This is a genomic window from Streptomyces sp. NBC_00461 (assembly GCF_036013935.1).
In the GTDB taxonomy this organism is placed as follows: domain Bacteria; phylum Actinomycetota; class Actinomycetes; order Streptomycetales; family Streptomycetaceae; genus Streptomyces.
In genome coordinates this window covers 5,084,947-5,108,941 of record NZ_CP107902.1, presented here as the reverse complement: position 1 = coordinate 5,108,941, position 23,995 = coordinate 5,084,947, and the positions used below count along the sequence as shown (strand labels likewise).

Below are 23,995 nucleotides of genomic sequence, written 5' to 3'. Positions count from 1 at the left end.
CCGTTCGGGGTTGCTTCTTATTACCGACGGGTAGCATCATCGTAGCTACTTGTTGGTATGTGAACTAGCGCGAGGAGCTGCACCTGGTGCCTCGCCGATCTCTTTAACGGAGCCGTCGCCATGGGGCACTACAAGTCGAATCTGCGCGACATCGAGTTCAACCTCTTCGAAGTCCTGGGGCGGGACAAGCTGTACGGCACCGGCCCGTTCGAGGAGATGGACACCGAGACCGCGAAAAGCATCCTCGAGGAGCTGACCCGGCTCGCGGAGAACGAGCTGGCGGAGTCCTTCGCGGACGCGGACCGCAACCCGCCGGTCTTCGACCCGGAGACGAACACCGCCCCGGTCCCGGCGTCCTTCAAGAAGAGCTACAAGGCCTTCATGGACTCCGAGTACTGGCGCCTGGGCCTGCCCGAGGAGGTCGGCGGCACCACCTCCCCGCGCTCCCTGATCTGGGCCTACGCGGAGCTGCTGCTCGGCTCGAACCCGGCCGTGTGGATGTATGCCTCCGGCCCGGCGTTCGCCGGCATCCTCTTCGACGAGGGCAACGACGTCCAGAAGCACATCGCGAAGATCGCGGTGGAGCGCACCTGGGGTTCGACCATGGTGCTGACCGAGCCCGACGCGGGCTCGGACGTCGGCGCCGGCCGTACCAAGGCGGTCCAGCAGGAGGACGGCTCCTGGCACATCGAGGGCGTGAAGCGGTTCATCACGTCCGGTGAGCACGACATGGAGGAGAACATCCTCCACTACGTCCTCGCCCGCCCGGAGGGCCACGGCCCCGGCACCAAGGGCCTGTCCCTCTTCCTCGTCCCGAAGTACCTCTTCGACTTCGAGACCGGCGAGCTGGGCGAGCGCAACGGCGTGTACGCGACGAACGTCGAGCACAAGATGGGCCTCAAGGCGTCCAACACCTGCGAGATGACCTTCGGCGACCAGCACCCCGCCAAGGGCTGGCTGATCGGCGACAAGCACGACGGCATCCGCCAGATGTTCCGCGTCATCGAGTTCGCGCGGATGATGGTCGGCACGAAGGCGATCTCCACGCTGTCGACGGGCTACCTGAACGCGCTGGAGTACGCCAAGGAGCGCGTCCAGGGCCCCGACCTGGCGAACTTCATGGACAAGAGCGCGCCCAAGGTCACCATCACGCACCACCCGGACGTACGCCGCTCGCTGATGACGCAGAAGGCGTACGCGGAGGGCATGCGTGCGCTGGTGCTCTACACGGCCTCCCTCCAGGACGAGATCCAGGTCAAGGAGGCGGCCGGCGAGGACATCTCCGCGCTGGAGGCGCTGAACGACCTGCTCCTGCCGATCGTCAAGGGCTACGGCTCCGAGAAGGGCTACGAGCAGCTCGCCCAGTCGCTGCAGACCTTCGGCGGCTCCGGCTTCCTGCAGGAGTACCCGATCGAGCAGTACATCCGCGACGCCAAGATCGACACCCTGTACGAGGGCACGACGGCGATCCAGGGCCAGGACTTCTTCTTCCGGAAGATCGTCCGCAACCAGGGCGCGGCCCTCAACTCCCTCGCCGAGGACATCAAGAAGTTCCTGGCGCTGGGCACGGGCGGCGAGGAGCTGGCGGGCGCCCGCGAGCACCTCGCGAAGGCCGCCGTCGAGCTGGAGGCCATCGTCGGTCTGATGCTGACCGACCTCGCGGCCACCGAGCAGGACGTCAAGAACATCTACAAGGTGGGCCTGAACACCAGCCGTGTGCTGCTCGCCTCCGGTGACGTGGTCGTCGGCTACCTGCTGCTCAAGGGTGCCGCGATCGCTGCCGAGAAGCTGGAGACGGCGTCCGCCAAGGCTGTGTCTTCCAAAGATGTGGCGTTCTACACGGGCAAGATCGCGGCGGCGAAGTTCTTCGCGGCCAACGTCCTGCCCGGTGTCACCGGCGCCCGCAAGCTCGCCGAGGGCGTCGACCTGGACCTGATGGAGCTCGACGAGGCCGCGTTCTAGCCTCCTCGGTTCCGGGTTCCGAGCTCCCTGGTTCTGGGTAGCCAAAACTCCACATCGCCCTCACGAGGGCCCGCTCCCCTTCACGAGGAGTGGGCCCTCGTACGTCGTTAAGGTGAACCCCATGAGCGAACCCCCCCGCTTCGACCGCGGCCACACCGACGACCTCATGTCCTTCCTGACGGCCAGTCCGTCGCCGTACCACGCGGTGGCGAGCGCCGCCGAGCGGCTGGAGAAGGCAGGCTTCAGGCAGGTCGCGGAGACGGACGCCTGGGACGGGACGAGCGGCGGCAAGTACGTACTGCGTGGCGGCGCGATCGTTGCCTGGTACGTCCCCGAGGGTGCGGCGCCCCACACGCCGTTCCGCATCGTCGGCGCGCACACCGACTCCCCGAACCTGCGGGTCAAGCCGCAGCCGGACACCGGCGCGCACGGCTGGCGCCAGGTGGCCGTGGAGATCTACGGCGGACCCCTGCTCAACTCCTGGCTCGACCGCGACCTGGGCCTGGCCGGCCGGCTGACGCTGCGGGACGGCTCCACGCGACTGGTGAACGTCGACCGGCCGCTCCTGCGGGTCCCCCAGCTCGCGATCCACCTGGACCGTTCGGTGTCGACGGAGGGCCTCAAGCTCGACAAGCAGCGCCATCTGCAGCCGATCTGGGGTCTGGGCGGCGATGTGCGTGACGGGGACCTGATCGCTTTCCTGGAGGAGAACGCGGGGCTGGCGGCGGGCGAGGTCACCGGCTGGGACCTGATGACGCACTCCGTGGAGCCGCCGGCCTACCTCGGCCGGGACAAGGAGCTGCTCGCGGGCCCGCGCATGGACAACCTGCTGTCGGTCCACTCCGGCGTGGCGGCACTCACGGCGGTCTCGGGCGCCGACCCGGACTGCATCCCCGTACTGGCCGCGTTCGACCACGAGGAGAACGGCTCGCAGTCGGACACGGGCGCGGACGGGCCGCTGCTCGGCAGTGTGCTGGAGCGCTCGGTGTTCGCCCGCGGAGGGTCCTTCGAGGACCGGGCAAGAGCCTTCGCGGGCACGGTCTGTCTCTCCTCGGACACAGGCCACGCGGTACACCCCAACTACGCGGAGCGCCACGACCCGACGCACCACCCCCGCGTCAACGGCGGCCCGATCCTCAAGGTCAACGTCAACAACCGCTACGCCACGGACGGTTCGGGACGCGCGGTGTTCGCCGCCGCCTGCGAGAAGGCGAACGTCCCCTTCCAGTCCTTCGTCTCCAACAACTCCATGCCCTGCGGCACCACGATCGGCCCGATCACCGCGGCCCGGCACGGCATCAAGACGGTCGACATCGGCGTCGCGATCCTCTCGATGCACAGCGCACGGGAGTTGTGCGGCGTCGACGACCCGCATCTGCTGGCGAACGCCCTGGTGGCCTTTCTGCAGGGGTAGTTCCGTTGCCTGTGCTCCTGTGACGTGCGGTTCCGCGACGTGAGCGACCGCCTCCGCATGGGCACGGGTCGGGCGGGTACCCGCAGTTGACCGGACGACCGGGAAGGCCGGAGAGACCGGACCGACCGGACCGGGCAGGGAGGCGACGCGCATGGGCCTCGGCGGATGCATCATCCTCATCGCCGCGGGAGCCATCCTCACGTTCGCGACCGACTGGCAGATGAAGGGGGTCAATCTCGACGTGGTCGGGATCATCCTCATGATCGTCGGACTGATCGGCGTCAGCACCTTCAGCGGCATCGCTCGCCGTCGGCGCGTGGTGGTGCCGCCCACGACGCCGGTCGTCGAGGAGGAACGACACCACCACCGGGACGGCTACAGCGACGGCTACGGCGTCTGAGCGTTCATCCCGGCGAGCGCAAAGGCCATCACCAAGGCCTGCACAAAGGCCGGCACCAACAGGAGGAGGCGCGTCCCCTCCGCCGTGAGGCGGACGGGCACGCCTCCTGTTCTGTCCAGCCCCCCGGCCGACCGGCTTGAGGGGCGCGGACGTTCAGTTCTGGTGAACCACGTTGTGGCCGGGGCCTCCGGAGAGCGTGTCGGTGCCGGGGCCGCCGTACAGCGTGTCGTTGCCGCTGTTGCCGTACAGGACATCGTTGCCGGCGTTGCCGTACAGGGTGTCGTCGCCCTTGCCCCCGTACAGCGAGTCGTCGCCGGCTCCGCCGTGGACGCGGTCCTTGCCGTCGTCGCCCGACAGGGACTGGGCGCCGGGGCCGCCGTGCAGCACGTCGTCGCCCGCGCCGCCCTGCACGATGTTGTCGCCGCCGCTCGCGGTGATCGTGTCGTTGCCGGCGCCGCCCCAGGCCAGTCCGTCCGCGCCCACGGTGATGGTGTCGTTGCCCGCGTCGCCGGAGACGTAGACGCCGTCGAGGCGGCCGGAGCTGGTCGCCCTGTCGTTGCCGGCGCCGAGCGAGATCTCGGAGTAGGAGTAGATCTGGTCCGTGTCGTTCTTGTGGACGACCGTGTCGTTGCCGTCGCCGAGGTCCATGACCAGGGCGGCGTACGGGTCCTGGCTGTCCACGCGGGTGACCGTGCAGGAGACCTTCGTCCGGTCCGCGCTGTCGGGGTGGGTGCAGTCGTGGCCCGCGTTGATCGGGACGATGTCGTCGATGACGTAGGTGATGGCCGTGCGGTCCGCGGTGAGCGAGGCGGTGACGGCGGCCTGGTTGGTCTGGCCGGGGGCGGCCTGATAGGTGAGCTGCCAGTCGTACGAGTTGACCGCTGCGGTGGCCGGTGTCGTCGCGGCATCGGCGGTGCCGGCCGCGGTGAGTGCCGCGGCCATGGCCGCGCCGAGGGCCAGCGTCACCGCCGGGGCGAGGGTACGGATCACCCGGCGGCGGACGGGACGAGCGTGCATGGAAGACCTCCGTGAGGAACGTGCGCAACTGTGCGATTTACGCTTCGTCCGACGCGGGGGCCACTCGTTTGGTTGGGCAACTTCCTTACGGGCATGGGAAGTTCAACTCCAGGACACCCCAGGACCCGGTGGATTCCGGGATGCGGTCAGGTGACGGCGTGTCCGGTCGTCGCGTCCACGTGCGCGGGGACCTCGTCGTGCCGGTCGCCCACCGAGAGGGTGCCGGTGGGCTCGAAGAGCAGGATCTCGGCGGGCACGGGCGCGTACGGCTTGTGTTCGGTGCCGCGCGGGACGGTGAAGACCGAGCCCTTGGCCAGCGACACCGTGCGCTCGCCGGCCGGCTCGCGCAGGGAGATGTGGAGTTCGCCGTCCAGGACCAGGAAGAACTCGTCGGTGTCGTCGTGGACGTGCCAGACGTGGTCGCCCCCGACCTTCGCGACGCGGACGTCGTAGTCGTTGACGGTGGTGACGATGCGGGGGCTCCACTGCTCGGTGAAGGAGGCGAGGGCGGCGGCGAGGGAAATGGGTTCGTCGGTCATGTGCCTCATCGTGCGGGGGTGCGGCGGCTCCGGGTGAGTGCTAGAAATCGCACATGCCGCAAGGATCCTCGCATCACCGTCCCCACCAGGTCGCCGTGATCGTCGACGCGGGCACCAACCCCTTCGAGGTGGGCGTCGCGACCGAGCTTTTCGGTCTGCCGCGGCCCGAACTCGGGCTTCCCGGCCCGCTGTACGAGGTGTCGCTGTGCGCGCCCACGCCCGAGGTGCGGATGAACCACGGGTTCTTCACCCTGGCCGGGGTGCCGGGGCTGGACGCGGTGGACGAGGCCGACACCCTCGTCGTGCCCGGCCGGCCGGACAACGTCGTACCGCGCGGCGAAGCCGTCCTGGAGGCGATCCGGCGCGCCCACGCGCGCGGGGCGCGCGTCATGAGCCTGTGCACCGGCAGTTTCGCGCTCGCCGAGGCCGGGCTGCTGGACGGGCGGCGGGCCACCACCCACTGGATGTGGGCCGAGACGTTCCGCGAGCTGCATCCGAAGGTCCTGCTGGAGCCCGACGTGCTCTTCGTCGACGAGGGCGGAATCCTGACCGCCGCCGGCAGCGCCGCCGCGCTCGACCTCGGCCTGCACCTCATCAGGAGGGATCACGGCGCCGAGATCGCCAACGCCGTCGCCCGGAGGCTGGTCTTCGCGGCCCACCGGGACGGCGGACAGCGGCAGTTCGTGGAGCGGCCGGTGCCTCGGGTGCCCGACGAGTCGCTCGCGCCCCTGCTGGCGTGGGCGCGGGAGCGGCTGGGCGAGGCGTTGGCGGTGGCGGACCTGGCGGCCCGTGCGGCCGTCTCCCCCGCCACGCTCCACCGGCGCTTTCGGACGGAACTCGGGACGACGCCGTTGGCCTGGCTGACGGGGGAGCGGGTGGCGCTGGCCTGCCGGCTGATCGAGCGCGGAGAGGAGCGGCTGGACGTGGTGGCGGCGAGGAGCGGCCTCGGGACCGCGGCCAACCTGCGCGCGCGCGTGCGGCGCGAGACCGGACTCAGCCCGTCGGCCTACCGGCGGCGTTTCGGACCGGCCGCCGGGGAAGCGGTAACGGCATGAGATTCCTCGTACGCGACCGGCTCCTCGGCTTCGGTGACGACTACTGGATCGAGGACGAGCACGGCAACAAGGTGTTCCTCGTCGACGGCAAGGCCATGCGCCTCAGGGACACCTTCGAGCTGAAGGACACGCAGGGGCGTGTCCTCATCGACATCCACCAGAAGATGCTCGCCCTGCGCGACACGATGGTGATCGAACGGGACGGCGAGCCCCTCGCCCGTATCAAGCGCAAGCGTCTGTCGCTGTTGCGCAACCACTACCGGGTCTCGCTGGTCGACGGCACCGAGCTCGACGTCAGCGGCAAGATCCTCGACCGGGAGTTCGCCGTCGAGTACGACGGTGAGCTGCTGGCCGTCATCTCCCGGAGGTGGCTGCACGTCCGGGAGACCTACGGCGTCGACGTCGTACGGGATGACGCGGACCCGGCACTGCTGGTCGCGGTGGCGGTGTGCGTGATCCACCTGGCGGAGAAGGAGCGGGAGGACGACTGACGGGGACTGACGGGGACTGACGAGGGGTGACGACGACTACGCCCGGCGCGGGGGTTCCAGTCCCAGCATGCGGTCCTTCAGGGCCGGGAACTGCTCGCGCGTGGCCGCGACCTTCGCCGGGTCGAAGTCCACGGTGAGGATCTCCTCGTCCGCCCCTGCCTGAGCGAGCACCTCGCCCCAGGGATCCACCACGATCGAGTGACCCGCCTGTGGAACTCCCGCGTGCGTCCCGGCCGTTCCACAGGCAAGCACGAACGCCTGGTTCTCGACCGCCCGCGCCTGGGCCAGCAGCGTCCAGTGCGCCCGGCGGCGCTCCGGCCAGCCCGCCGGGACGACCAGGGTCGCGGCGCCGGCGTCGACGAGACCACGGAAGAGTTCGGGGAAGCGGAGGTCGTAGCAGGTGGCGAGGCCGAGGGTCGTCTCGGGCAGGCGGACCGTCACCAGTTCGCGCCCCGCGCCCATCAACACGGCCTCGCCCTTGTCGAAGCCGAAGCGGTGGATCTTGCGGTAGGCGGCGGCGAGATCACCGGAGGGGGAGAAGACGAGGGAGGTGTTGTAGAGGGGGCCCTCGGGGTCACGCTCGGGGATCGAGCCCGCGTGCAGCCACACGCCCGCGTCGCTCGCGGCCTTGGCCATCGCCTCGTACGTCGGTCCTTCGAGCGGTTCGGCCTCGCTGCCGAACTCCTGGTAGGCGAAGGCGCCCGTCGTCCACAGCTCCGGCAGCACGACCAGGTCGGCCCCGGCCTGTTCCCGTACCAGCGAAGCCACCCGCCGTCGGCGCGATTCGACCGATTCGCCCTCTTCTACGGCGATCTGGATGAGAGAGGCGCGCACACTACCACCGTCCTGGCATTCGAGCCGTCCACACGGGCCTACGATCGTCACACGAAAGCACTGCCGGGGTGCCTCAGGGCAGCGTAACTTAGCGTTCCAAGACACCCGCCGACAGCCACCTCCCACTGGCAACGCCGCCACCACCAGCCCGTGTACCGACCGCCGAGGGGTCCCGTTCCGTGAGTCTGCATCCCACCCTCCAGCCCTACGCCGACGCCTGGACCCACTCCATCGAAGCGATATCCGAGCTGGTGGGACCACTGGTGGAGGGAGAGTGGAACCGGCGGACGCCGTGCCCGGGCTGGTCGGTCCGTGACGTGGTCTCCCACGTCATGGGTCTGGACTGCGAGATGCTGGGCGACCCACGCCCCATCCACACGCTGCCGCGCGACCTCTTCCACGTCACCAACGACAGCCAGCGCTACATGGAGATGCAGGTCGACGTCCGCCGCCACCACACGGCGCCGGAGATGACCTCCGAGCTGGAGTACGTGATCATCCGCCGCAACCGCCAGCTGCGGAACGAGTCGCGTGACCCGGGCACCAAGGTGCGCGGCCCGCTCGGCACCGAGCTCGGCCTCGAAGAGTCCATGCGCGCCCATGCGTTCAACGTGTGGGTGCACGAACAGGACCTGCGCGCCGCCCTCGGCCGCCCCGGCAACCTCGACTCCCCCGGCGCGCACATCGCGCGTGACGTGCTCCTCGCCGAGCTCCCGCGGATCGTCGCCGAGGACGCGTCCGCGCCGCGCAGTTCGGCGGTCGTCTTCGACGTGCACGGCCCGATCGAGTTCCTGCGCACCATCCGCGTCGACATCCAGGGCCGGGGCACCCTGGAGACCGCCCCGGCCCTCGGCCCCGCCGCCACCCTCACCCTCGACTGGGAGACGTACGTCCGCCTGGCCTGCGGCCGGGTGACGCCCGCGGCCGTGGCGGACCGGGTGAAGGCGGAGGGGGACCCGGAGCTGACGGGCGCGATCCTGCGGAACTTCACCGTGACGCCGTAGGGCGTCGACTGAGGGCACCACAGCAACCACGGCGAACGCAGCGACACATCAGCGGTGAAAGGCGGTCGCGGCAGGCCGCCCCGCCTCACACCGACAGGTGCACGGTCCTCATACCGGCACGCGCTCGGTCCTTACACCGGCGCGCGCGGTCCTCACACGGGCACGTGCACGGTCTCCACCCGGCTCGCCACCAGTCGCTCCCGCTCCCGCCGGGCGACCCGCCCGCGCAGCCGCAGGATCTGGCTGATGCCGAGCGCCTGGAGGAAGAAGACCGAGGAGAACGCGACGGTGTAGTTGTCGCCGGTGGCGTCCAGCAGCACCCCGATCGCGAACAGGGTGGTCATCGACGCGACGAAGCCGCCCATGTTGGTGATTCCGGAGGCGGTGCCCTGGCGCTCCGCCGGGTTGGCCGGCCGCGCGAAGTCGAAGCCGATCATCGACGCCGGTCCGCACGCGCCGAGCACCGTGCACAGCACGATCAGCAGCCACATGGGGGCCCGGTCGGCCGGGTAGGCCAGCGCCGCCGCCCACACGGTCGCCGTCGCCGCCACGGTCCCGAGCGCCAGCGGCAGCCGCGCCGCGTGGTGCCGGGCGATGACCTGGCCGTAGACGAGCCCCACGACCATGTTCGACACGACGACCAGGGTGAGGAGTTCGCCGGCCGTGGCCCGGGACAGGCCCTGCGCCTGGACCAGGAACGGCATGCCCCACAGCAGCAGGAACACCATCGCCGGGAACTGGGTCGTGAAGTGCACCCACAGCCCGAGCCGCGTCCCCGGCTCCCGCCAGGAGGCCGCGATCTGCCGCCGTACGTACGCCGCTCCCTGGTGCGGGAACGGCTCCGGCTCGCACCCCTCGGGGTGGTCCTGCAAGAACAGCAGGAGCAGGACGAGTACGACGACTCCGGCCAGCGCGCTGCCCGCGAAGGCGGCCGTCCAGCCGACCCCGTGCAGCAGCCGGGCCAGCACCAGCGTGGAGACCAGGTTGCCGGCCATGCCCGCGAGTCCCGCGAACTGCGCGATCAGCGGCCCGCGGCGCGCCGGGAACCAACGGGTGCCCAGTCGCAGCACGCTGATGAAGGTCAGCGCGTCACCGCATCCCAGCAGCGCGCGCGAGGCGAGGGCCATGCCGTAGGAGGGGGAGAAGGCGAAGCCCAGCTGCCCCGCCGTGAACAGCACCACCCCGATGGTCAGCACCTTCTTGGTGCCGAGCCGGTCCACCAGCAGGCCGACGGGTATCTGCATGCCGGCGTACACGAGCAGCTGCAGGATCGAGAAGGTCGACAGGGCCGACGCGTTGACGTGGAAGCGGTCGGCGGCGTCCAGGCCGGCGACCCCGAGGGACGTACGGAAGATGACCGCGACGAAGTAGACGGAGACGCCGATGCCCCAGACGGCCATCGCGCGCCGGCCGCCCGGCGGCTCACCCGGCAGGGTGAGCCGGGAGGAAGAGGAGGCCGAGCTCATCGGACCTCACCCCGGGCCAGGTGCGAGAACCAGCTGATGTGCCGGTGCACGACCCCGACCGCCTCCTCCGCGTCCCCGGAGCGCAGCGCCCGGAGGATCTCCTCGTGCTCGGCGAGGGTCTTGGCGATCCGGTCGGGGTGGGAGTGCATCACGGCGACGCCCATCCGCAGCTGGCGGTCGCGCAGTTGGTCGTAGAGCCGGGAGAGGATCTCGTTGCCTCCGCTGCGGACGATCTCGGCGTGGAAGCAGCGGTCGGTGACGGCGGCCGCGGCGAGGTCGCCCGCGGCGGCCTGCGCCTTCTGCTTGGCCAGCAGCTCCTCCAGCCGCTCGACGAGGCCCGCCGGGGCGGGCACGGCCTTGCGCGCCGCGTGTTCCTCGACCAGCAGCCTGGTCTCCACCACGTCCGCGATCTCCTGTGCGGACACGGACAGGACCAAGGCTCCCTTCTTCGGGTAGAGCCTGATCAGCCCTTCCACCTCCAGCCGCAGCAGTGCCTCGCGCACCGGAGTGCGGGAGACCCCCACGGCGTCGGCGAGCTCGCCCTCGGTCAGCAGGGTCCCGCCCTCGTAGCGGCGCTCGAGAACTCCCTGCTTGACGTGGGTGTAGACGCGATCGGCGGCTGGCGGCTGCTTGGCGGTCAGGGTCCCCGGACTGGTCATGCGGACAGCATAGATACAACACGTACGCATGAGCGCGCTCGTCCATCATGCGGACCGATCACCCGGGAGATCACCTCAATGGATCACTCTCGCGGGAACCCGCCTCTGCAACCACACAACCTTCTGTGCTAATTACGTGTCACACACCTGCGGCCCTATTTTCCCTCCCCTCCAACTCGGCCGCATATCAGGGGCATTCAACGTAATCGGGGTATTTCAGTTGATTACTGCCATCACCGGCACCAAGGGCAGCCGCCGTCGCAGAGCCGCCGCGGTCACCGTCACCGCAGGAGCCGTGCTCGCGACCGGTGCCCTCGCGGCAGCGCCCGCGCAGGCCGTCGCGACGCCCTCGATCGTGGCCAAGGGCGGCTACGTGATGAACAATTCCAACGCCAAGACGCTGTACACGAAGGCCGCGGACACCAAGCGCTCCACCGGCTCGACCACCAAGATCATGACCGCCAAGGTCGTGCTCGCGTCGTCGAACCTGAACCTCGACGCCAAGGTCACGATCCAGAAGGCGTACAGCGACTACGTCGTCGCCAACAACGCCTCTCAGGCCCACCTGATCGTCGGCGACAAGGTGACGGTCCGCCAGCTGCTGTACGGGCTGATGCTGCCGTCGGGCTGCGACGCCGCCTACGCCCTCGCCGACAAGTTCGGCTCGGGCTCCACGCGCGCCGCGCGCGTGAAGTCGTTCATCGGCAAGATGAACACCGCCGCGAGGAACCTGGGCCTGACGAACACCAAGTTCGACTCGTTCGACGGCATAGGGAATGGTTCCAACTACTCGACCCCGCGCGACCTGACGAAGATCGCCAGCAGCGCCATGAAGAACTCCACGTTCCGTACGGTCGTGAAGACGAAGTCGTACACGGCGAAGACCATCACCAAGACGGGCAGCACCCGCACGATGGCCGCCTGGACCAACACGAACGGCCTGCTGAGCAGCTACAGCGGCACGATCGGCGTGAAGACGGGCTCCGGCCCCGAGGCCAAGTACTGCCTCGTCTTCGCCGCCACCCGGGGCGGCAAGACGGTCATCGGCACCGTCCTCGCCTCCACCTCCATCGCCCAGCGCGAGTCGGACGCGAAGAAGCTCCTGAGCTACGGATTCGCCACGATCTGAGGCCGGCCCGGCAGTCATGCCGGGCCGAAGGGCCCCGTCGCATTCGGCGACGGGGCCCTTCCGCAATCTGCGCCCAGCTGCATCCAGCCGGAGCAGGCTTACCAAGCTGCACCAAGCGCGGTGCCGTGCCGGCCGTCAGGCCCAGGTGATGAGCCTCTTCGGCTGCTCCAGGATCGCCGCCACGTCCGCCAGGACCTTGGAGCCCAGCTCGCCGTCCACCAGCCGGTGATCGAAGCTCAGCGCCAGGGTCGTCACCTGGCGCGGCTTCACCTTGCCCTTGTGGACCCACGGCTGGAGCTTGATCGAGCCGACCGCGAGGATCGCGGACTCGCCGGGGTTGAGGATCGGCGTGCCCGTGTCGACGCCGAAGACCCCGACGTTGGTGATGGTCACGGTGCCGGCCTGCATCGCCGCCGGGGACGTCTTGCCCTCGCGGGCTGTGGACACCAATTCACCCAGGGACTCGGCGAGTTGCGGGAGGGTCTTGGCGTGCGCGTCCTTGATGTTCGGGACGATCAGGCCGCGCGGTGTGGCCGCCGCGATGCCCAGGTTGACGTAGTGCTTGAGCACGATCTCCTGGGCCGTCTCGTCCCAGGACGCGTTGATGTCCGGGTTGCGCCTGATGGCGGCCAGGAGGGCCTTGGCGATCAGCAGCAGGGGGTTCACCCGCAGGCCCGCGAACTCCTTGTCCTGCTTGAGCTCCTCGACCAGCTTCATCGTGCGGGTCACGTCCACCGTCACGAACTCCGTGACGTGCGGCGCCGTGAACGCCGAGCCGATCATCGCCTGCGCGGTCGCCTTGCGGACCCCCTTGATCGGGATACGCGTCTCACGGGCCGCGTCGTACGCCGGCACGGGCGCCGGGGGCACGGAGACCGCCGGGGCCGTCACCGGCTCCGGGGCCGGCGGTGCCACCGCCGCATGGACGTCCTCGCGCGTGATGACGCCGTCGGGGCCCGACGGGGTAACCGTGGTCAGGTCGACGCCCAGGTCCTTCGCCAGCTTGCGCACCGGCGGCTTGGCGAGGGGGCGGGGGGTGTCGGCAGCGACCGGCGCGTGGCCGTTCAGCTCTGTCCGGAGCGCCGTCGAGGCCTGGGCGACCGCGACCTCCGGGCCCTTGCGCGGGCGGCGCTTGGTGGAGGACGTGGCGACCCCGTAGCCGACGAGCACCGGCTGGCGGCCCGAGCCCACGGACTTCTTCTCCTCGGCGGGCGCGGCGGCCGTGGGAGCCGCGGGAACCTCGGCAGGGGCCTCCGCAGCGGCCGCGGTCCCGGTGGCCGCGGTCCCGCCCGACACGTCCACCGCGATGATCGAGGTGCCCACGTCCACCGTGGTGCCCTCGGGGAAGTGCAGGTCGCGGACCACCCCGTCGTACGGGATGGGCAGTTCCACCGCCGCCTTCGCGGTCTCGACCTCGCACACCACCTGACCGTCGGTGACCGTGTCGCCGGGCTTGACGTACCACTTGAGGATCTCGGCCTCGGTGAGGCCCTCGCCCACGTCCGGCATCTTGAACTCGCGTACGGACGCTTGCGTCATCGTCGTCACGACCCTCTCCTCAGTACGCCAGGGCGCGGTCGACGGCGTCGAGCACCCGGTCCAGGCCCGGCAGGTACTCCTCCTCCAGGCGGGCCGGCGGGTACGGGGCGTGGTAGCCGCCGACCCTGAGGACCGGTGCCTCCAGGTGGTAGAAGCAGCGCTCCGTGATGCGGGCGGCGATCTCCGCGCCCGAGCCGAGGAACACCGGCGCCTCGTGGACCACGACCAGGCGGCGCGTCTTCTCCACCGACGCCTGGATCGAGTCGAAGTCCAGCGGGGACACTGAGCGCAGGTCCAGCACCTCCAGTGACTTGCCCTCCTCGGCGGCCGCGTCGGCCACCTCCTGGCAGAGCTTCACCATCGGGCCGTACGCGACGAGGGTCAGGTCGGTGCCCTCACGCACGACCTGCGCCTTGTGCAGCGGACCGGGGATGGCCTCGGTGTTGACCTCGGCCTTGTCCCAGTAGCGTCGCTTCGGTTCGAAGAAGATCACCGGGTCGTCGCTCTGGATGGCCTGCTGCATCATCCAGTAGCCGTCCGACGCGTTCGAGGGGCTGACCACCTTCAGGCCCGCCACGTGCGCGAAGAGCGCCTCGGGGGACTCGGAGTGGTGCTCCACCGCGCCGATGCCGCCGCCGTAGGGGATGCGGACGACGACCGGGAGCTTGACCTTGCCCAGCGAGCGGGCGTGCATCTTCGCGAGCTGCGTGACGATCTGGTCGTACGCCGGGAAGACGAAGCCGTCGAACTGGATCTCCACGACCGGGCGGTAGCCGCGCAGGGCCAGGCCGATGGCGGTGCCCACGATGCCCGACTCGGCCAGCGGGGTGTCGATCACCCTGCTCTCGCCGAAGTCCTTCTGCAGGCCGTCCGTCACCCGGAAGACGCCGCCGAGCTTGCCGACGTCCTCACCCATGATCAGGACCTTGGGGTCGGAATCCAGGGCGCGGCGCAGCGACTCGTTGATCGCCTTGGCGAGAGCCATGTTTTTGAACGTCACAGCCTCGGCCATCTCAGTGACCCCCCTCGTCTGCGAACGACGCCTGGTAGGCGGCGAACTGGGCTCGCTCCTCGTCGACGAGCGCATGCCCGTCCGCGTACACATTCTCGAAGATGGCGAAGCGGTCCGGGTCCGGCATGGCGCGGACCGCCTCACGCACTCGTTTGCCCAACGCCTCGCTCTCGGCCTCGAGTTCCGCGAAGAATCCCTCGTCCGCGTGGTTTGAAGCCTCCAGGTACCGGCGAAGCCGCAGAATCGGGTCCTTCGCCTCCCACGACTCACGCTCCTCGTCGGCCCGGTACTTCGTCGGGTCGTCGGAGGTCGTGTGGGCGCCCATGCGGTAGGTGTACGCCTCGACGAGCGTCGGCCCCTCGCCGTTGCGGGCCCGCTCCAGGGCCCACTTCGTCACCGCGAGACAGGCCAGCACGTCGTTGCCGTCCACCCGGACGCCCGGGAAGCCGTAGCCCTGCGCGCGCTGGTAGAGCGGCACGCGGGTCTGCTTCTCGGTCGGCTCGGAGATCGCCCACTGGTTGTTCTGGCAGAAGAACACCACCGGGGCGTTGTAGACCGCGGAGAAGGTGAAGGACTCGGCCACATCGCCCTGGCTGCTCGCGCCGTCGCCGAAGTAGGCGATCACGGCGCTGTCCGCGCCGTCCTTGGCGATGCCCATCGCGTAGCCCGTGGCGTGCAGCGTCTGGGAGCCGATGACGATCGTGTACAGGTGGAAGTTGTTGCCGTTGGGGTCCCAGCCGCCGTTGTTCACGCCGCGGAACATCCCGAGCAGGTTGGCCGGGTCGACCCCGCGGCACCAGGCGACGCCGTGCTCGCGGTAGGTCGGGAAGACGTAGTCGTCCTCGCGGGTGGCCCGGCCTGAGCCGATCTGGGCGGCCTCCTGGCCGAGCAGCGAGGCCCACAGGCCCAGCTCGCCCTGGCGCTGCAGGGAGGTGGCCTCGGCGTCGAAGCGCCGGGTGAGCACCATGTCGCGGTAGAGGCCGCGGAGCTCGTCGGGGGTGATGTCGGCGACGTACTTGTCGTACGTGGCGTTCTCTGGGTTCTTCAGCCGCTCGCCCTCGGGCGTCAGCAGCTGTACGAGCTCGGGGTCGGTGCCCGGCGCGTTTTTTGCGGTCGTGCGCTTGCCGGCCGTGCTCTTGGTTCCGGCGCTGCGTCGCGGTTTGCGCGCGGCAGTGCTCTCCACGGTCACGTGTGCTCCTCCGTCGGTCCGGCTACCCCGGGTTCGCCGGGTGCCAGTGCGGCTCACCTGCGGCCCTGCGGGCGCACAGGGTGGGTGCGGCCCGGTCGGGAACAGGCGTGACAGGTGCCCCGGCGAGCGCCCGCAAATAGCACGTTACCCAGTGCTCCACATTTCTGTGAAACCCCTCCTGACCTGCGATTTTGCTTGGATTTCCAAGTAAATCGCGAAAGTCCGGAACAACTCCTGGTCACAGCCTTGCAGGGGGCCGGAACAACGGCACGTTATCCCGGTGACCCAGGTCACCGGAAGAGCTTCTCTCAAGCGGGGCTCGCACCCGTGTCTGAGACCGCGTACGTGGGCGAAGCGTGACATGTCCTGGGATTTCGGGTGCATGACCACGAGGTTGTACGGCGTGGCGTCCTGCGGCGAGGACGGTGCGCTCGACCGTCGGCGGCCTGGAAAGCCACTTCGAGCACATGCCGTGACCGAATGCGACTGCCTGTGACAACGCCCAGCTCACAGGCCCGGCTCGTGCTCTAGCATCTGGCGCGTGCCGCGCTCCTCCGTACCACCCCAGGTGCCTCACGCGCCCCCTCTGGGCGCTCTGTTGCCCCAGTACTCCGCAGGCCGTGCCGTCGCCTGCGAGCCCGTGGACCAGGGCCTGCTCAACCGGGGCTACCGCCTGTGCACCACGCGCGGCCGCTACTTCCTCAAGCATCACTTCGACCCCGAGACCGCCGACCCGGCCGCGATCGCCCGCCAGCACCGGGCCACCCAGCGCCTGGCCGACCTGGGCGTTCCGGTGGCCCCGCCGCTGGCCGACCGGGACGGGCGTACGGTCGCCGTCGTCGGCGGGCACGCCTACGCGCTGCACCCGTGGATCGACGGACGCCACCGGCACGGCGGACAGCTCAGCACCGGGCAGTGCGCGCGGCTCGGGGCGCTGCTGGGGGTGGTGCACGCGAGCCTGGAGCGCGTGATGCCCGTGCACGCGCGCGCGGGCACGGAGCCCGACGCGGCCGACCCCGCCGACACGTTCACGCTCATCGACGATCTGCTCGGCCGCGTATGCCGCCACCGCCCAGCCGACTCCTTCGACGAACTCGCCCGCCACCGCCTCCTGGAACGGCGCGCACTCCTGGAGCAGCACGCCGACAGGCGCCCCACGCGCGGGAGTTCGGTCGGCTGGGTGCACGGGGACTTCCACCCGTTCAACCTGCTCTACCGGGGAGACGCGCCCGCCGCCATCGTGGACTGGGACCGGCTGGGGCTCAGGCCCCGCGCGGAGGAGGCCGTACGCGCCGCCGCGATCTTCTTCGTACGGCCGGTGGGCACCCTCGACCTGCCGAAGGTGCGGGCGTACGCACGCGCGTACCGGCGCACGGCCGGCGCCACGCCCTCCGAGCTGACGGCGGCGGTGCACCGCGTGTGGTGGGAGCGCCTCAACGACTTCTGGATGCTGCGCTGGCACTACGAACGCGGCGACACCCGCGCCGACCCCCAGTTCCCGGCGGCCTCCGCGCTGGCGGTGTGGTGGACGCGCGCGTACGACACGGTGTGCGAGGCGTTCGTGGAGTGAGGCGGGTGGTACTGCGCGGACAACAGCGCGCGTGGGACCTGTTGCGGTCCCACGCGCGCGTGGAGGCGATTCGGCTCCGGGTCAGCCGAGGCCGCTGACGCCGGTCGTGCCGCCGGCGTCCCCGCCGCCGTCCGTCGGGTCCGGGCTGGCCGGGTCATCGGTCTGCGACGGTGTCGGTTTGTCCGACGGCTCCGTGGACGTCTCCGGCTTCGACGGCTCGCCGCTCGGCTCGCTGCTCGGGGTCGACGACGGCGTGGACGACGGGGTGTACGAGGGCGTGTAGTCCCCGGACCCGGAGCTGGAGTTGCTGTCGTCCGTGGACGTCTCCGTCGACTCGTCGCTCGTCTCGTCGCTCGGGGACGCGGAGGACGTGTCCTGCTCGGTGCTCTGCGACGTGGTCGGCGAGTGCGTGGTGCCCTTGCCGCCGCCGCCGCCTCCGCCGGTGTTGTGCAGCGCCAGCGCGACGCCCGCCGCGATGGCGATCACCGCGAGCACGGCGAGGATCCACAGCTTGCCGCGGCCGCCGCCCCTGTTGCCGTGCCCCTCGAAGCCGCCGTCGTCCCCGCCGCCGTAGCCGGCGGGGAGGATCGGCTGCGGGATCTGCGTCGTACCGGAGGAGTCGCCGGGGTGCGGCAGCACCTGGGTACCGGCGAAGCCCGCCGCCGGGGTGTGCCGGCCGTCGTGCATGGCGACCGGGCCGGTGTTCCAGGTGCCGGTGTGGCCGCCCTGGTCGTACAGCATCTGCAGCCCGTACTGGATGAGCCCGCGCATCTCCTCGGCGGTCTGGAAGCGGTCGTCGGGCTCCTTGGCCAGCGAGCGCATCACGAGGCCGTCGAGCTCCGGCGGGGACACTCCGTCCGAGGTCTGGGACGGCGGCACCGGCGTGTCCTGGACGTGCTGGTAGACCACCGACAGCGGGGTCTCGCCGGTGAACGGGGGCCTGAGCGCGAGGAGTTCGTAGAGCAGGCAGCCCGTCGCGTACAGGTCGGAGCGGTGGTCGACGGCCTTGCCGAGCGCCTGCTCCGGGGAGAGGTACTGCGGCGTGCCCATGACCATGCCGGTCTGCGTCATCGTCGACTGGGCGCCGTGCAGGGCGCGCGCGATGCCGAAGTCCATCACCTTCACCGCGCCGGTGTGCGTGATGATCACGTTCGCGGGCTTGATGTCGCGGTGCACGATGCCGTGCTGGTGCGAGTAGGCGAGCGCCTCCAGAACACCGGAGACGATGATCAGGGCCTGCTCGGGACCCGGTGCCTCGGCGTTGATGAGGAGGTCGCGGATGGTCCGCCCCTCGACGATCTCCATCACGATGTACGGCACGCTCTGGCCGCCCACGTAGTCCTCGCCGGAGTCGTACACGGCGACGATCGCGTGGTGGTTGAGGCCGGCCACCGACTGGGCCTCCCGCGTGAAGCGGGCCTTGGAGACCGGGTCCTCGGCAAGGTCGGCGCGCAGCAGCTTGACCGCGACGGTGCGCCCGAGGCGCACGTCCTCGGCGGCGAACACCTCGGCCATGCCGCCCCGGCCGAGTCTGCGGGTCAGCCGGTACCGGCCGTCCCCGACAAGCCCGCCGTTACCCCACATCTCCGGCGCATCTGACATTCCGCCGCCAGTCGCCTCGGGGTCGGACGGGCCCTGAGCGCGCTGCTGCTGCTCCATCAGTCCTCGCCGTCGTTTCTGCCCGCGGTGCGCGCGGTGTTGTTACGGTCTCCGTCGGCCACGCTACAGCCTCAGCGCAAGCCGCCGGACCGAGAAGGGGGCCGGAACCGGCACAGGACGGACCGGCCATCAAAGCGTCATTCCATCGTGTCGTGCAAGTTCTGTGTACCGCTGGTACAGCCTCTGTAACGCTCGCGCGACGCTTCTATCGCGTACGGTCACGGATCGGGCACCGAGCTTGACGTGTCAGTGCCCTCGGGCAGACTTGGCCCGGAATAGCACTTTGGATCAACGACAGTCAATGGCGCCTGAAGGCCCACGGGGGAAGCGGAACATGAGCCAGGACGGCGCACAGGGCCGGTACGCGGGGCGGGCCTTGGCCGGAGGCCGCTATCAGCTGCGCGACTTGCTCGGCGAGGGCGGCATGGCCTCGGTGCATCTCGCCTACGACTCCGTGCTCGACCGCCAGGTCGCGATCAAGACGCTCCACACCGAACTGGGGCGGGAACAGGCCTTCCGCGAGCGCTTCCGCCGCGAGGCCCAGGCCGTGGCGAAGCTCACGCACACCAACATCGTCTCGGTCTTCGACACCGGCGAGGACAACCTCGACGGGATGACGATGCCGTACATCGTCATGGAGTACGTCGAGGGCCGCCCGCTGGGCTCGGTGCTCGACGAGGACGTACGGCAGTTCGGCGCGATGCCCGCCGACAAGGCGCTGAAGATCACCGCGGACGTGCTCGCGGCGCTGGAGATCAGCCACGAGATGGGCCTGGTCCACCGGGACATCAAGCCGGGCAACGTGATGATGACCAAGCGCGGCGTCGTCAAGGTCATGGACTTCGGCATCGCGCGCGCCATGCAGTCCGGCGTGACGTCGATGACACAGACCGGCATGGTCGTGGGCACCCCGCAGTACCTCTCCCCGGAGCAGGCGCTGGGCCGGGGCGTGGACGCCCGGTCCGACCTCTACTCGGTCGGCATCATGCTGTTCCAACTGGTCACCGGGCGGCTGCCGTTCGAGGCGGACTCGCCGCTGGCGATCGCGTACGCGCATGTGCAGGAGGAGCCCGTCGCGCCCTCCTCGATCAACCGGGCGCTGCCTCCCGCGGTGGACGCGCTGGTCGCCCGCGCGCTGAAGAAGAACCCGAACGAGCGCTTCCCCAGCTCGGAGTCCATGCGCGACGAGTGCCTGCGCGTGGCCGCCTCCTTCCAGGCCGCCCCGCCGAGCATCGTGCCGGGTGCGCCCTCCCAGAGCGGCGCCGGCGTCGGCTCCGCGGTGTTCCCGCCGGTCGACCAGTCGGCCCCGGTGCCGACCGGCCCCGTCCAGACGCCGTACCAGCCGACTCCGCCCCCGAACCCGTACAGCACTCCGGCGCCCACGCCGTCTCCGGCCTACGGCTACCCGCAGCAGGGCGGCTACCAGACGCCGTCCCCGTACACCCAGCCGTCGACCCCGCCGCCGTACAACATCACGCCCCAGCCGGCCGGCGCCCGCGCGGGCGGCGGCAGGAACAACAAGCCGGTGATCGTCGGCTCGATCGTCGTCTCGCTCATCGCCGTCGGCGGCCTGATCGCGGCGCTGATGCTCAACGGCGGCGGAGGCGGCGACGAGGGCAAGGACGGCGGCAGCAGCGCGAGCGCGTCGGCGACGAAGGCGGCGGGCTACCGCGGGCCGGACACGTCGAAGAAGATCGACGTGAGCGACTGCAAGGAGCCGCAGGAGTCGTACAACGACCCCAACAAGATCAAGCTGCCCGACTTCCGGTTCAAGTACATCCAGTCGGTCAAGGAGTGCCTCCAGGCCGCGGGCTGGCATCTGAAGGTCAACAACGTCGCCGAGAACACGTACGGCCAGGGCGCGGTCCTCAACCAGTTCCCGGCCGCCGATTCCGACGTCGACCCGAAGAACATGCCGCAGATCCAGCTCGACGTGTCGACGGGCAACCCGCCCTCCTGACCCGGCGGGTTCCACGCGTGCGAAGGGCCCGGCAGCTTCGGCTGCCGGGCCCTTTCGTCCAGGTGTCCGTCGTGTTCGGGTCCCACGGTCCTACAGGTACGGTCCGCCCGAGCGACCGGCCGTGGGGCCGTCCTCGCCCATCTCGTGGCCGACGCCCGGCGGAAGCGCGCGCCGCATCTGCTCCAACTGGGCCCGCGCGGCCATCTGCTGGGCGAACAGCGTGGTCTGGATCCCGTGGAAGAGGCCCTCCAGCCAGCCCACCAACTGGGCCTGCGCGATGCGCAGTTCGGCGTCGCTGGGAATGCCCTCGTTCGTGAAGGGCAGGGAGAGCCGCTCCAGCTCCTCCACCAGCTCCGGCGCCAGCCCGTCCTCCAGCTCCTTCACCGAACTGCGGTGGATCTCCTTGAGCCGCGCCCGGCTCGCCTCGTCCAGGGGAGCCGCGCGCACTTCCTCCAGGAGCTGTTTGATCATGCTGCCGATCCGCATCACCTTGGCCGGCTGCTCGACCTGCTCCGTCACCGGGATCTCGCGGGAGTCCTCGCCTGTGCCGCCGCCAATCGCCATACCGTCCTGGCCCACGACCAGGATCTGGGGATTCTCCGGCGACCTGTCGTTCCTCGGCATCTCCATGCCGCCATTCTCTCGCACCCGTGCATCTCATCACCGTGCTGCCCCCTGTGGAGGGTGATCCACCGTTTACGGTGCGGAAGTTTCCTTCCCGCGCCGCAGCAGCCGGGCCTCGCAGTGCTCCAGCCAGCGGATCTCGGCCTCCGTGTGACAGACGAGCTGCTCCAGGACCAGCAGCCGCGCCATCTCGTCCGGATGCTCCGGCGCCCGCACGAGCGCCTGCGCCCGCTGACGTACGTACTCGTGCAGCGCGTCCGTCACGTGCCGGCGCTGCGCCTCGACGACCTTGCGCACGTCGACGCCTGGTGCGGCGACCGCCAGCACCAGTTTGATCGCCAGCTCGTCACGCGGCGGACGGCCCGCCCGCTCCACCGGACGCGCGAACCAGGCGCCCAGCTCGGCCCGGCCCGCCGGCGTCAGGGCGTACAGGACCCGGCCCGCCTCGTCCTCGCCGTCCTGGACGACCAGCCCGTCGCGCTCCAGCCGGCCGAGGGTCGTGTAGACCTGCCCGATGTTCAGCGGCCAGGTGCCACCCGTTCGCGCCTCGAACTCGGTGCGCAGCCGTGAGCCGTAGCGGGGGCCGTGTTCGAGAAGCGCCAGCAGTCCGTGACGTATCGACATACCCGGATTGTGCAGCGGGTTCGGATTTTTGGCGGAACCAGAAATGCCGGAAGTGCGGGGCGGTGTGACGCTGGGGTCGTGACTCCATTGCTGCGTGCTTTGCAGGGGGCCGGACTGGTGGTGGGGGTGGGGACGGGCGTACTCGTGTGCCCGTTCGGGGGTGGTTCTTCGTACGGGGCTGTCGCGTCGTACGGGAGCCTTTCGGCGTACGGGGCTGTCGCACCGTACGAGAGCGGCTCGACGTACGGAAGCGGTTCGTCGCACGGCAGCGGTCCGTCGCACACGTCCCGCTCGTCGCACGGGAACGGTTCGACGTACGGAGCCGCATCGACGGCGCACGGCTCCTGGCGCACGCCCGCTGCCGGGCCCTCCGGCTCGGAATCCCCGTCCGCCTCCCCGGCCGAGTCCCCCAAGCCCTCGCGCGCCGGGAGTGTGGCGGGTGAGGGACGGGAGCGGCCCGGGCGGCGGGAGACGACGCCGGCGGACGAGCCCACGGGCCGTCCCTCGGAGGAGGCGGACGACGAGGGCGACGAGGACGGGGACGCCGCGTATCCCGACGGCGAGCAGGACACGGGGGACGAGGCGGGCGGGGACGCCACCGCGTCGCCGCCCGCGGAAGCCGGCCTGGTGCCGTCCGGGGCCCCGCAGCGCCCCGTGCAGCACGCCGCCTCACAGGCCGAGGGGCCCACCGAACCCGTACTGCGGATACTGCCGCTGGGCAGCGGACTGGTCCTGATCGGGCTCGGTCTGGGACTCGCCTTCATCGGCCTGCGGCTGCGACGGGCCTAGGGAACGCGGGCCCCCGGCGGCACCCCTGCGGGACTCAGGGCACGACCAGCAGCACCTTGCCCACGTGTCCGCTCTCCTCCACGACCCGGTGAGCCGCGGCCGCGTCACTCATCGGGAGTTCCCGGTCGACGACCGGACGGACGTGACCGCCTTCGAGCAGGGGCCACACATGCTCGCGTACGGCCGCCACGATCGAGGCCTTCTCGCTGAGCGGGCGGGCGCGCAGCGAGGTCGCGCTGACCGCGGCCCTCTTGCTCAGGAGCGCGCCGAGATTCAGCTCGCCCTTGACGCCGCCCTGCAGGCCGATGACCGCGAGGCGGCCGTTGACGGCCAGGGTCTGGACGTTGCGGTCGAGGTACTTGGCGCCCATGTTGTCGAGGATGACGTCGGCACCCGCACCGCCCGTGGCCTTCTTGACCTCCGCGACGAAGTCCTGCTCCCGGTAGTTGATCAGGATGTCGGCGCCGAGCTCGGCGCAGCGGTCCAGCTTCTCCTTGGTGCCCGCGGTGACGGCGACCTTGGCGCCGACGGCCTTGGCCAGCTGGATCGCCATGGTGCCGATGCCGCTGGAACCGCCGTGCACGAGAAGCGTCTCGCCGGGGCGCAGATGGGCGACCATGAAGACGTTCGACCAGACCGTGCAGACCACCTCGGGCAGCGCGGCGGCCTGCTTGAGGTCGACGCCCTGAGGGACGGGCAGCAGCTGACCGGCCGGGATCGCGACCTTCTCCGCATAGCCGCCGCCCGCGAGCAGCGCGCACACCTCGTCGCCGACGGACCAGCCGGAGACGCCGGGGCCGATCTCGACGATCCGGCCGGAGCACTCGAGGCCGGGGTAGGGGGACGCGCCGGGTGGCGGGTCGTAGAAGCCCTGGCGCTGCATGATGTCGGCGCGGTTGACGGCGCCCGCCACCACCTCGACCAGCACCTCGCCCTCGCCGGCCACCGGATCCGGGACCTCGTCCCACACCAGCACCTCGGGCCCACCAGGTTCGGGAATCGTGATCGCATGCATGGGCAGGACGCTACCCCTCGTCGCCGCTTCTCCCGCGGCGGCGG

At 70.3% G+C, this 23,995-nt stretch carries 22 protein-coding genes; 10 read left to right on the top strand and 12 right to left on the bottom strand.

Going from position 1 to position 23,995, the window contains the following annotated elements:
- The first annotated feature begins 120 nt into the window (after positions 1-120).
- The 3 genes from OG870_RS23950 (at position 121) to OG870_RS23940 (ending at position 3,776) form a co-directional block, all read left to right on the top strand.
- Positions 121-1,962, top strand: coding sequence for an acyl-CoA dehydrogenase (locus tag OG870_RS23950; RefSeq protein ID WP_266583020.1), 1,842 nt, complete (start codon positions 121-123; stop codon positions 1,960-1,962).
- 121 nt (positions 1,963-2,083) lie between these two features.
- Complete coding sequence (locus tag OG870_RS23945) at positions 2,084-3,376, top strand: M18 family aminopeptidase (protein ID WP_266518042.1); 1,293 nt, start codon at positions 2,084-2,086, stop codon at positions 3,374-3,376.
- 151 nt (positions 3,377-3,527) lie between these two features.
- A complete protein-coding gene (locus OG870_RS23940) occupies positions 3,528-3,776 on the top strand; it encodes a DUF6458 family protein (RefSeq protein ID WP_266518039.1) in 249 nt (82 codons plus the stop codon).
- A gap of 153 nt (positions 3,777-3,929) precedes the next feature.
- On the opposite strand, the gene OG870_RS23935 is transcribed toward OG870_RS23940, so the two are convergent.
- Both OG870_RS23935 and OG870_RS23930 read right to left on the bottom strand, forming a co-directional pair.
- Entirely contained in the window at positions 3,930-4,793 is an 864-nt protein-coding gene (locus OG870_RS23935) for a calcium-binding protein (RefSeq protein ID WP_266583022.1), read from the bottom strand.
- Between the two features lie 146 nt (positions 4,794-4,939).
- A complete protein-coding gene (locus OG870_RS23930) occupies positions 4,940-5,332 on the bottom strand; it encodes a cupin domain-containing protein (protein ID WP_266583024.1) in 393 nt (130 codons plus the stop codon).
- Between the two features lie 53 nt (positions 5,333-5,385).
- On the opposite strand from OG870_RS23930, the gene OG870_RS23925 reads away from it, so the two are divergent.
- Positions 5,386-6,387: a helix-turn-helix domain-containing protein gene (locus OG870_RS23925; protein ID WP_266518030.1), complete on the top strand. Its 1,002-nt coding sequence runs from the start codon at positions 5,386-5,388 to the stop codon at positions 6,385-6,387.
- Complete coding sequence (locus tag OG870_RS23920) at positions 6,384-6,878, top strand: LURP-one-related/scramblase family protein (RefSeq protein ID WP_266518026.1); 495 nt, start codon at positions 6,384-6,386, stop codon at positions 6,876-6,878. Before OG870_RS23925 ends, OG870_RS23920 begins: the two co-directional genes overlap by 4 nt.
- 36 nt (positions 6,879-6,914) lie before the next feature.
- Here OG870_RS23920 and OG870_RS23915 read toward each other — a convergent pair whose 3' ends face one another.
- Positions 6,915-7,712 carry a carbon-nitrogen family hydrolase gene (locus OG870_RS23915; RefSeq protein WP_266518023.1) on the bottom strand — a complete coding sequence of 266 codons (798 nt, stop codon included), beginning with the start codon at positions 7,710-7,712 and terminating at the stop codon, positions 6,915-6,917.
- Positions 7,713-7,891: 179 nt separating this feature from the next.
- Here OG870_RS23915 and OG870_RS23910 point away from each other — a divergent pair, with 179 nt between their 5' ends.
- Positions 7,892-8,716: a maleylpyruvate isomerase family mycothiol-dependent enzyme gene (locus OG870_RS23910; protein ID WP_266518021.1), complete on the top strand. Its 825-nt coding sequence runs from the start codon at positions 7,892-7,894 to the stop codon at positions 8,714-8,716.
- Between the two features lie 152 nt (positions 8,717-8,868).
- Here the strand turns inward: OG870_RS23910 and OG870_RS23905 are convergent, their stop codons facing one another.
- Both OG870_RS23905 and OG870_RS23900 read right to left on the bottom strand, forming a co-directional pair.
- Positions 8,869-10,182 carry an MFS transporter gene (locus OG870_RS23905; RefSeq protein ID WP_266518019.1) on the bottom strand — a complete coding sequence of 438 codons (1,314 nt, stop codon included), beginning with the start codon at positions 10,180-10,182 and terminating at the stop codon, positions 8,869-8,871.
- Entirely contained in the window at positions 10,179-10,841 is a 663-nt protein-coding gene (locus OG870_RS23900; RefSeq protein ID WP_266518015.1) for a GntR family transcriptional regulator, read from the bottom strand. Before OG870_RS23900 ends, OG870_RS23905 begins: the two co-directional genes overlap by 4 nt.
- A gap of 220 nt (positions 10,842-11,061) precedes the next feature.
- On the opposite strand from OG870_RS23900, the gene OG870_RS23895 reads away from it, so the two are divergent.
- Positions 11,062-11,970, top strand: a complete 909-nt coding sequence (locus tag OG870_RS23895) for a D-alanyl-D-alanine carboxypeptidase family protein (protein ID WP_266518013.1) — start codon at positions 11,062-11,064, stop codon at positions 11,968-11,970.
- Between the two features lie 135 nt (positions 11,971-12,105).
- Here OG870_RS23895 and OG870_RS23890 read toward each other — a convergent pair whose 3' ends face one another.
- From OG870_RS23890 to pdhA, 3 genes are read right to left on the bottom strand one after another with little or no spacing between them, the layout of a single operon-like run.
- The gene (locus tag OG870_RS23890) at positions 12,106-13,518 is read right to left on the bottom strand and encodes a dihydrolipoamide acetyltransferase family protein (RefSeq protein WP_327691398.1); all 1,413 of its coding nucleotides are present in this window, start codon (positions 13,516-13,518) and stop codon (positions 12,106-12,108) included.
- 10 nt (positions 13,519-13,528) lie between these two features.
- Positions 13,529-14,521: an alpha-ketoacid dehydrogenase subunit beta gene (locus OG870_RS23885; protein WP_266925416.1), complete on the bottom strand. Its 993-nt coding sequence runs from the start codon at positions 14,519-14,521 to the stop codon at positions 13,529-13,531.
- Between the two features lies 1 nt (position 14,522).
- Positions 14,523-15,710, bottom strand: coding sequence for a pyruvate dehydrogenase (acetyl-transferring) E1 component subunit alpha (gene pdhA, locus OG870_RS23880; RefSeq protein ID WP_266518004.1), 1,188 nt, complete (start codon positions 15,708-15,710; stop codon positions 14,523-14,525).
- Positions 15,711-16,278: 568 nt separating this feature from the next.
- Here pdhA and OG870_RS23875 point away from each other — a divergent pair.
- Positions 16,279-17,280 (top strand): phosphotransferase, encoded by a 1,002-nt coding sequence (locus OG870_RS23875; protein ID WP_266588288.1) that lies wholly within the window; start codon positions 16,279-16,281, stop codon positions 17,278-17,280.
- 81 nt (positions 17,281-17,361) lie between these two features.
- On the opposite strand, the gene OG870_RS23870 is transcribed toward OG870_RS23875, so the two are convergent.
- Positions 17,362-18,939, bottom strand: a complete 1,578-nt coding sequence (locus OG870_RS23870; protein ID WP_266583029.1) for a protein kinase domain-containing protein — start codon at positions 18,937-18,939, stop codon at positions 17,362-17,364.
- Positions 18,940-19,273: 334 nt separating this feature from the next.
- On the opposite strand from OG870_RS23870, the gene OG870_RS23865 reads away from it, so the two are divergent.
- Positions 19,274-20,899: a protein kinase domain-containing protein gene (locus tag OG870_RS23865; RefSeq protein WP_266925413.1), complete on the top strand. Its 1,626-nt coding sequence runs from the start codon at positions 19,274-19,276 to the stop codon at positions 20,897-20,899.
- Positions 20,900-20,989: 90 nt separating this feature from the next.
- Here the strand turns inward: OG870_RS23865 and OG870_RS23860 are convergent, their stop codons facing one another.
- Positions 20,990-21,529 (bottom strand): bacterial proteasome activator family protein, encoded by a 540-nt coding sequence (locus tag OG870_RS23860; RefSeq protein WP_266517997.1) that lies wholly within the window; start codon positions 21,527-21,529, stop codon positions 20,990-20,992.
- A 66-nt stretch (positions 21,530-21,595) separates the two neighbouring features.
- Complete coding sequence (locus OG870_RS23855; protein WP_266517995.1) at positions 21,596-22,147, bottom strand: PadR family transcriptional regulator; 552 nt, start codon at positions 22,145-22,147, stop codon at positions 21,596-21,598.
- A 78-nt stretch (positions 22,148-22,225) separates the two neighbouring features.
- Here OG870_RS23855 and OG870_RS23850 point away from each other — a divergent pair, with 78 nt between their 5' ends.
- Entirely contained in the window at positions 22,226-22,936 is a 711-nt protein-coding gene (locus tag OG870_RS23850; protein WP_327691397.1) for a hypothetical protein, read from the top strand.
- A 34-nt stretch (positions 22,937-22,970) separates the two neighbouring features.
- Here the strand turns inward: OG870_RS23850 and OG870_RS23845 are convergent, their stop codons facing one another.
- The gene (locus OG870_RS23845) at positions 22,971-23,951 is read right to left on the bottom strand and encodes an NAD(P)H-quinone oxidoreductase (RefSeq protein WP_327691395.1); all 981 of its coding nucleotides are present in this window, start codon (positions 23,949-23,951) and stop codon (positions 22,971-22,973) included.
- Positions 23,952-23,995: the final 44 nt, after the last annotated feature.

Excerpts from the sequence above, each read along its gene's own strand:
- OG870_RS23950 (WP_266583020.1), top strand. The coding sequence starts at position 121 with ATGGGGCACTACAAGTCGAATCTGCGCGACATCGAGTTCAACCTCTTC.
- OG870_RS23945 (WP_266518042.1), top strand. The coding sequence starts at position 2,084 with ATGAGCGAACCCCCCCGCTTCGACCGCGGCCACACCGACGACCTCATG.
- OG870_RS23940 (WP_266518039.1), top strand. The coding sequence starts at position 3,528 with ATGGGCCTCGGCGGATGCATCATCCTCATCGCCGCGGGAGCCATCCTC.
- OG870_RS23935 (WP_266583022.1), bottom strand. The coding sequence starts at position 4,793 with ATGCACGCTCGTCCCGTCCGCCGCCGGGTGATCCGTACCCTCGCCCCG.
- OG870_RS23930 (WP_266583024.1), bottom strand. The coding sequence starts at position 5,332 with ATGACCGACGAACCCATTTCCCTCGCCGCCGCCCTCGCCTCCTTCACC.
- OG870_RS23925 (WP_266518030.1), top strand. The coding sequence starts at position 5,386 with ATGCCGCAAGGATCCTCGCATCACCGTCCCCACCAGGTCGCCGTGATC.
- OG870_RS23920 (WP_266518026.1), top strand. The coding sequence starts at position 6,384 with ATGAGATTCCTCGTACGCGACCGGCTCCTCGGCTTCGGTGACGACTAC.
- OG870_RS23905 (WP_266518019.1), bottom strand. The coding sequence starts at position 10,182 with ATGAGCTCGGCCTCCTCTTCCTCCCGGCTCACCCTGCCGGGTGAGCCG.
- OG870_RS23900 (WP_266518015.1), bottom strand. The coding sequence starts at position 10,841 with ATGACCAGTCCGGGGACCCTGACCGCCAAGCAGCCGCCAGCCGCCGAT.
- OG870_RS23885 (WP_266925416.1), bottom strand. The coding sequence starts at position 14,521 with ATGGCCGAGGCTGTGACGTTCAAAAACATGGCTCTCGCCAAGGCGATC.
- OG870_RS23870 (WP_266583029.1), bottom strand. The coding sequence starts at position 18,939 with ATGGAGCAGCAGCAGCGCGCTCAGGGCCCGTCCGACCCCGAGGCGACT.
- OG870_RS23865 (WP_266925413.1), top strand. The coding sequence starts at position 19,274 with ATGAGCCAGGACGGCGCACAGGGCCGGTACGCGGGGCGGGCCTTGGCC.
- OG870_RS23860 (WP_266517997.1), bottom strand. The coding sequence starts at position 21,529 with ATGGAGATGCCGAGGAACGACAGGTCGCCGGAGAATCCCCAGATCCTG.
- OG870_RS23855 (WP_266517995.1), bottom strand. The coding sequence starts at position 22,147 with ATGTCGATACGTCACGGACTGCTGGCGCTTCTCGAACACGGCCCCCGC.
- OG870_RS23845 (WP_327691395.1), bottom strand. The coding sequence starts at position 23,951 with ATGCATGCGATCACGATTCCCGAACCTGGTGGGCCCGAGGTGCTGGTG.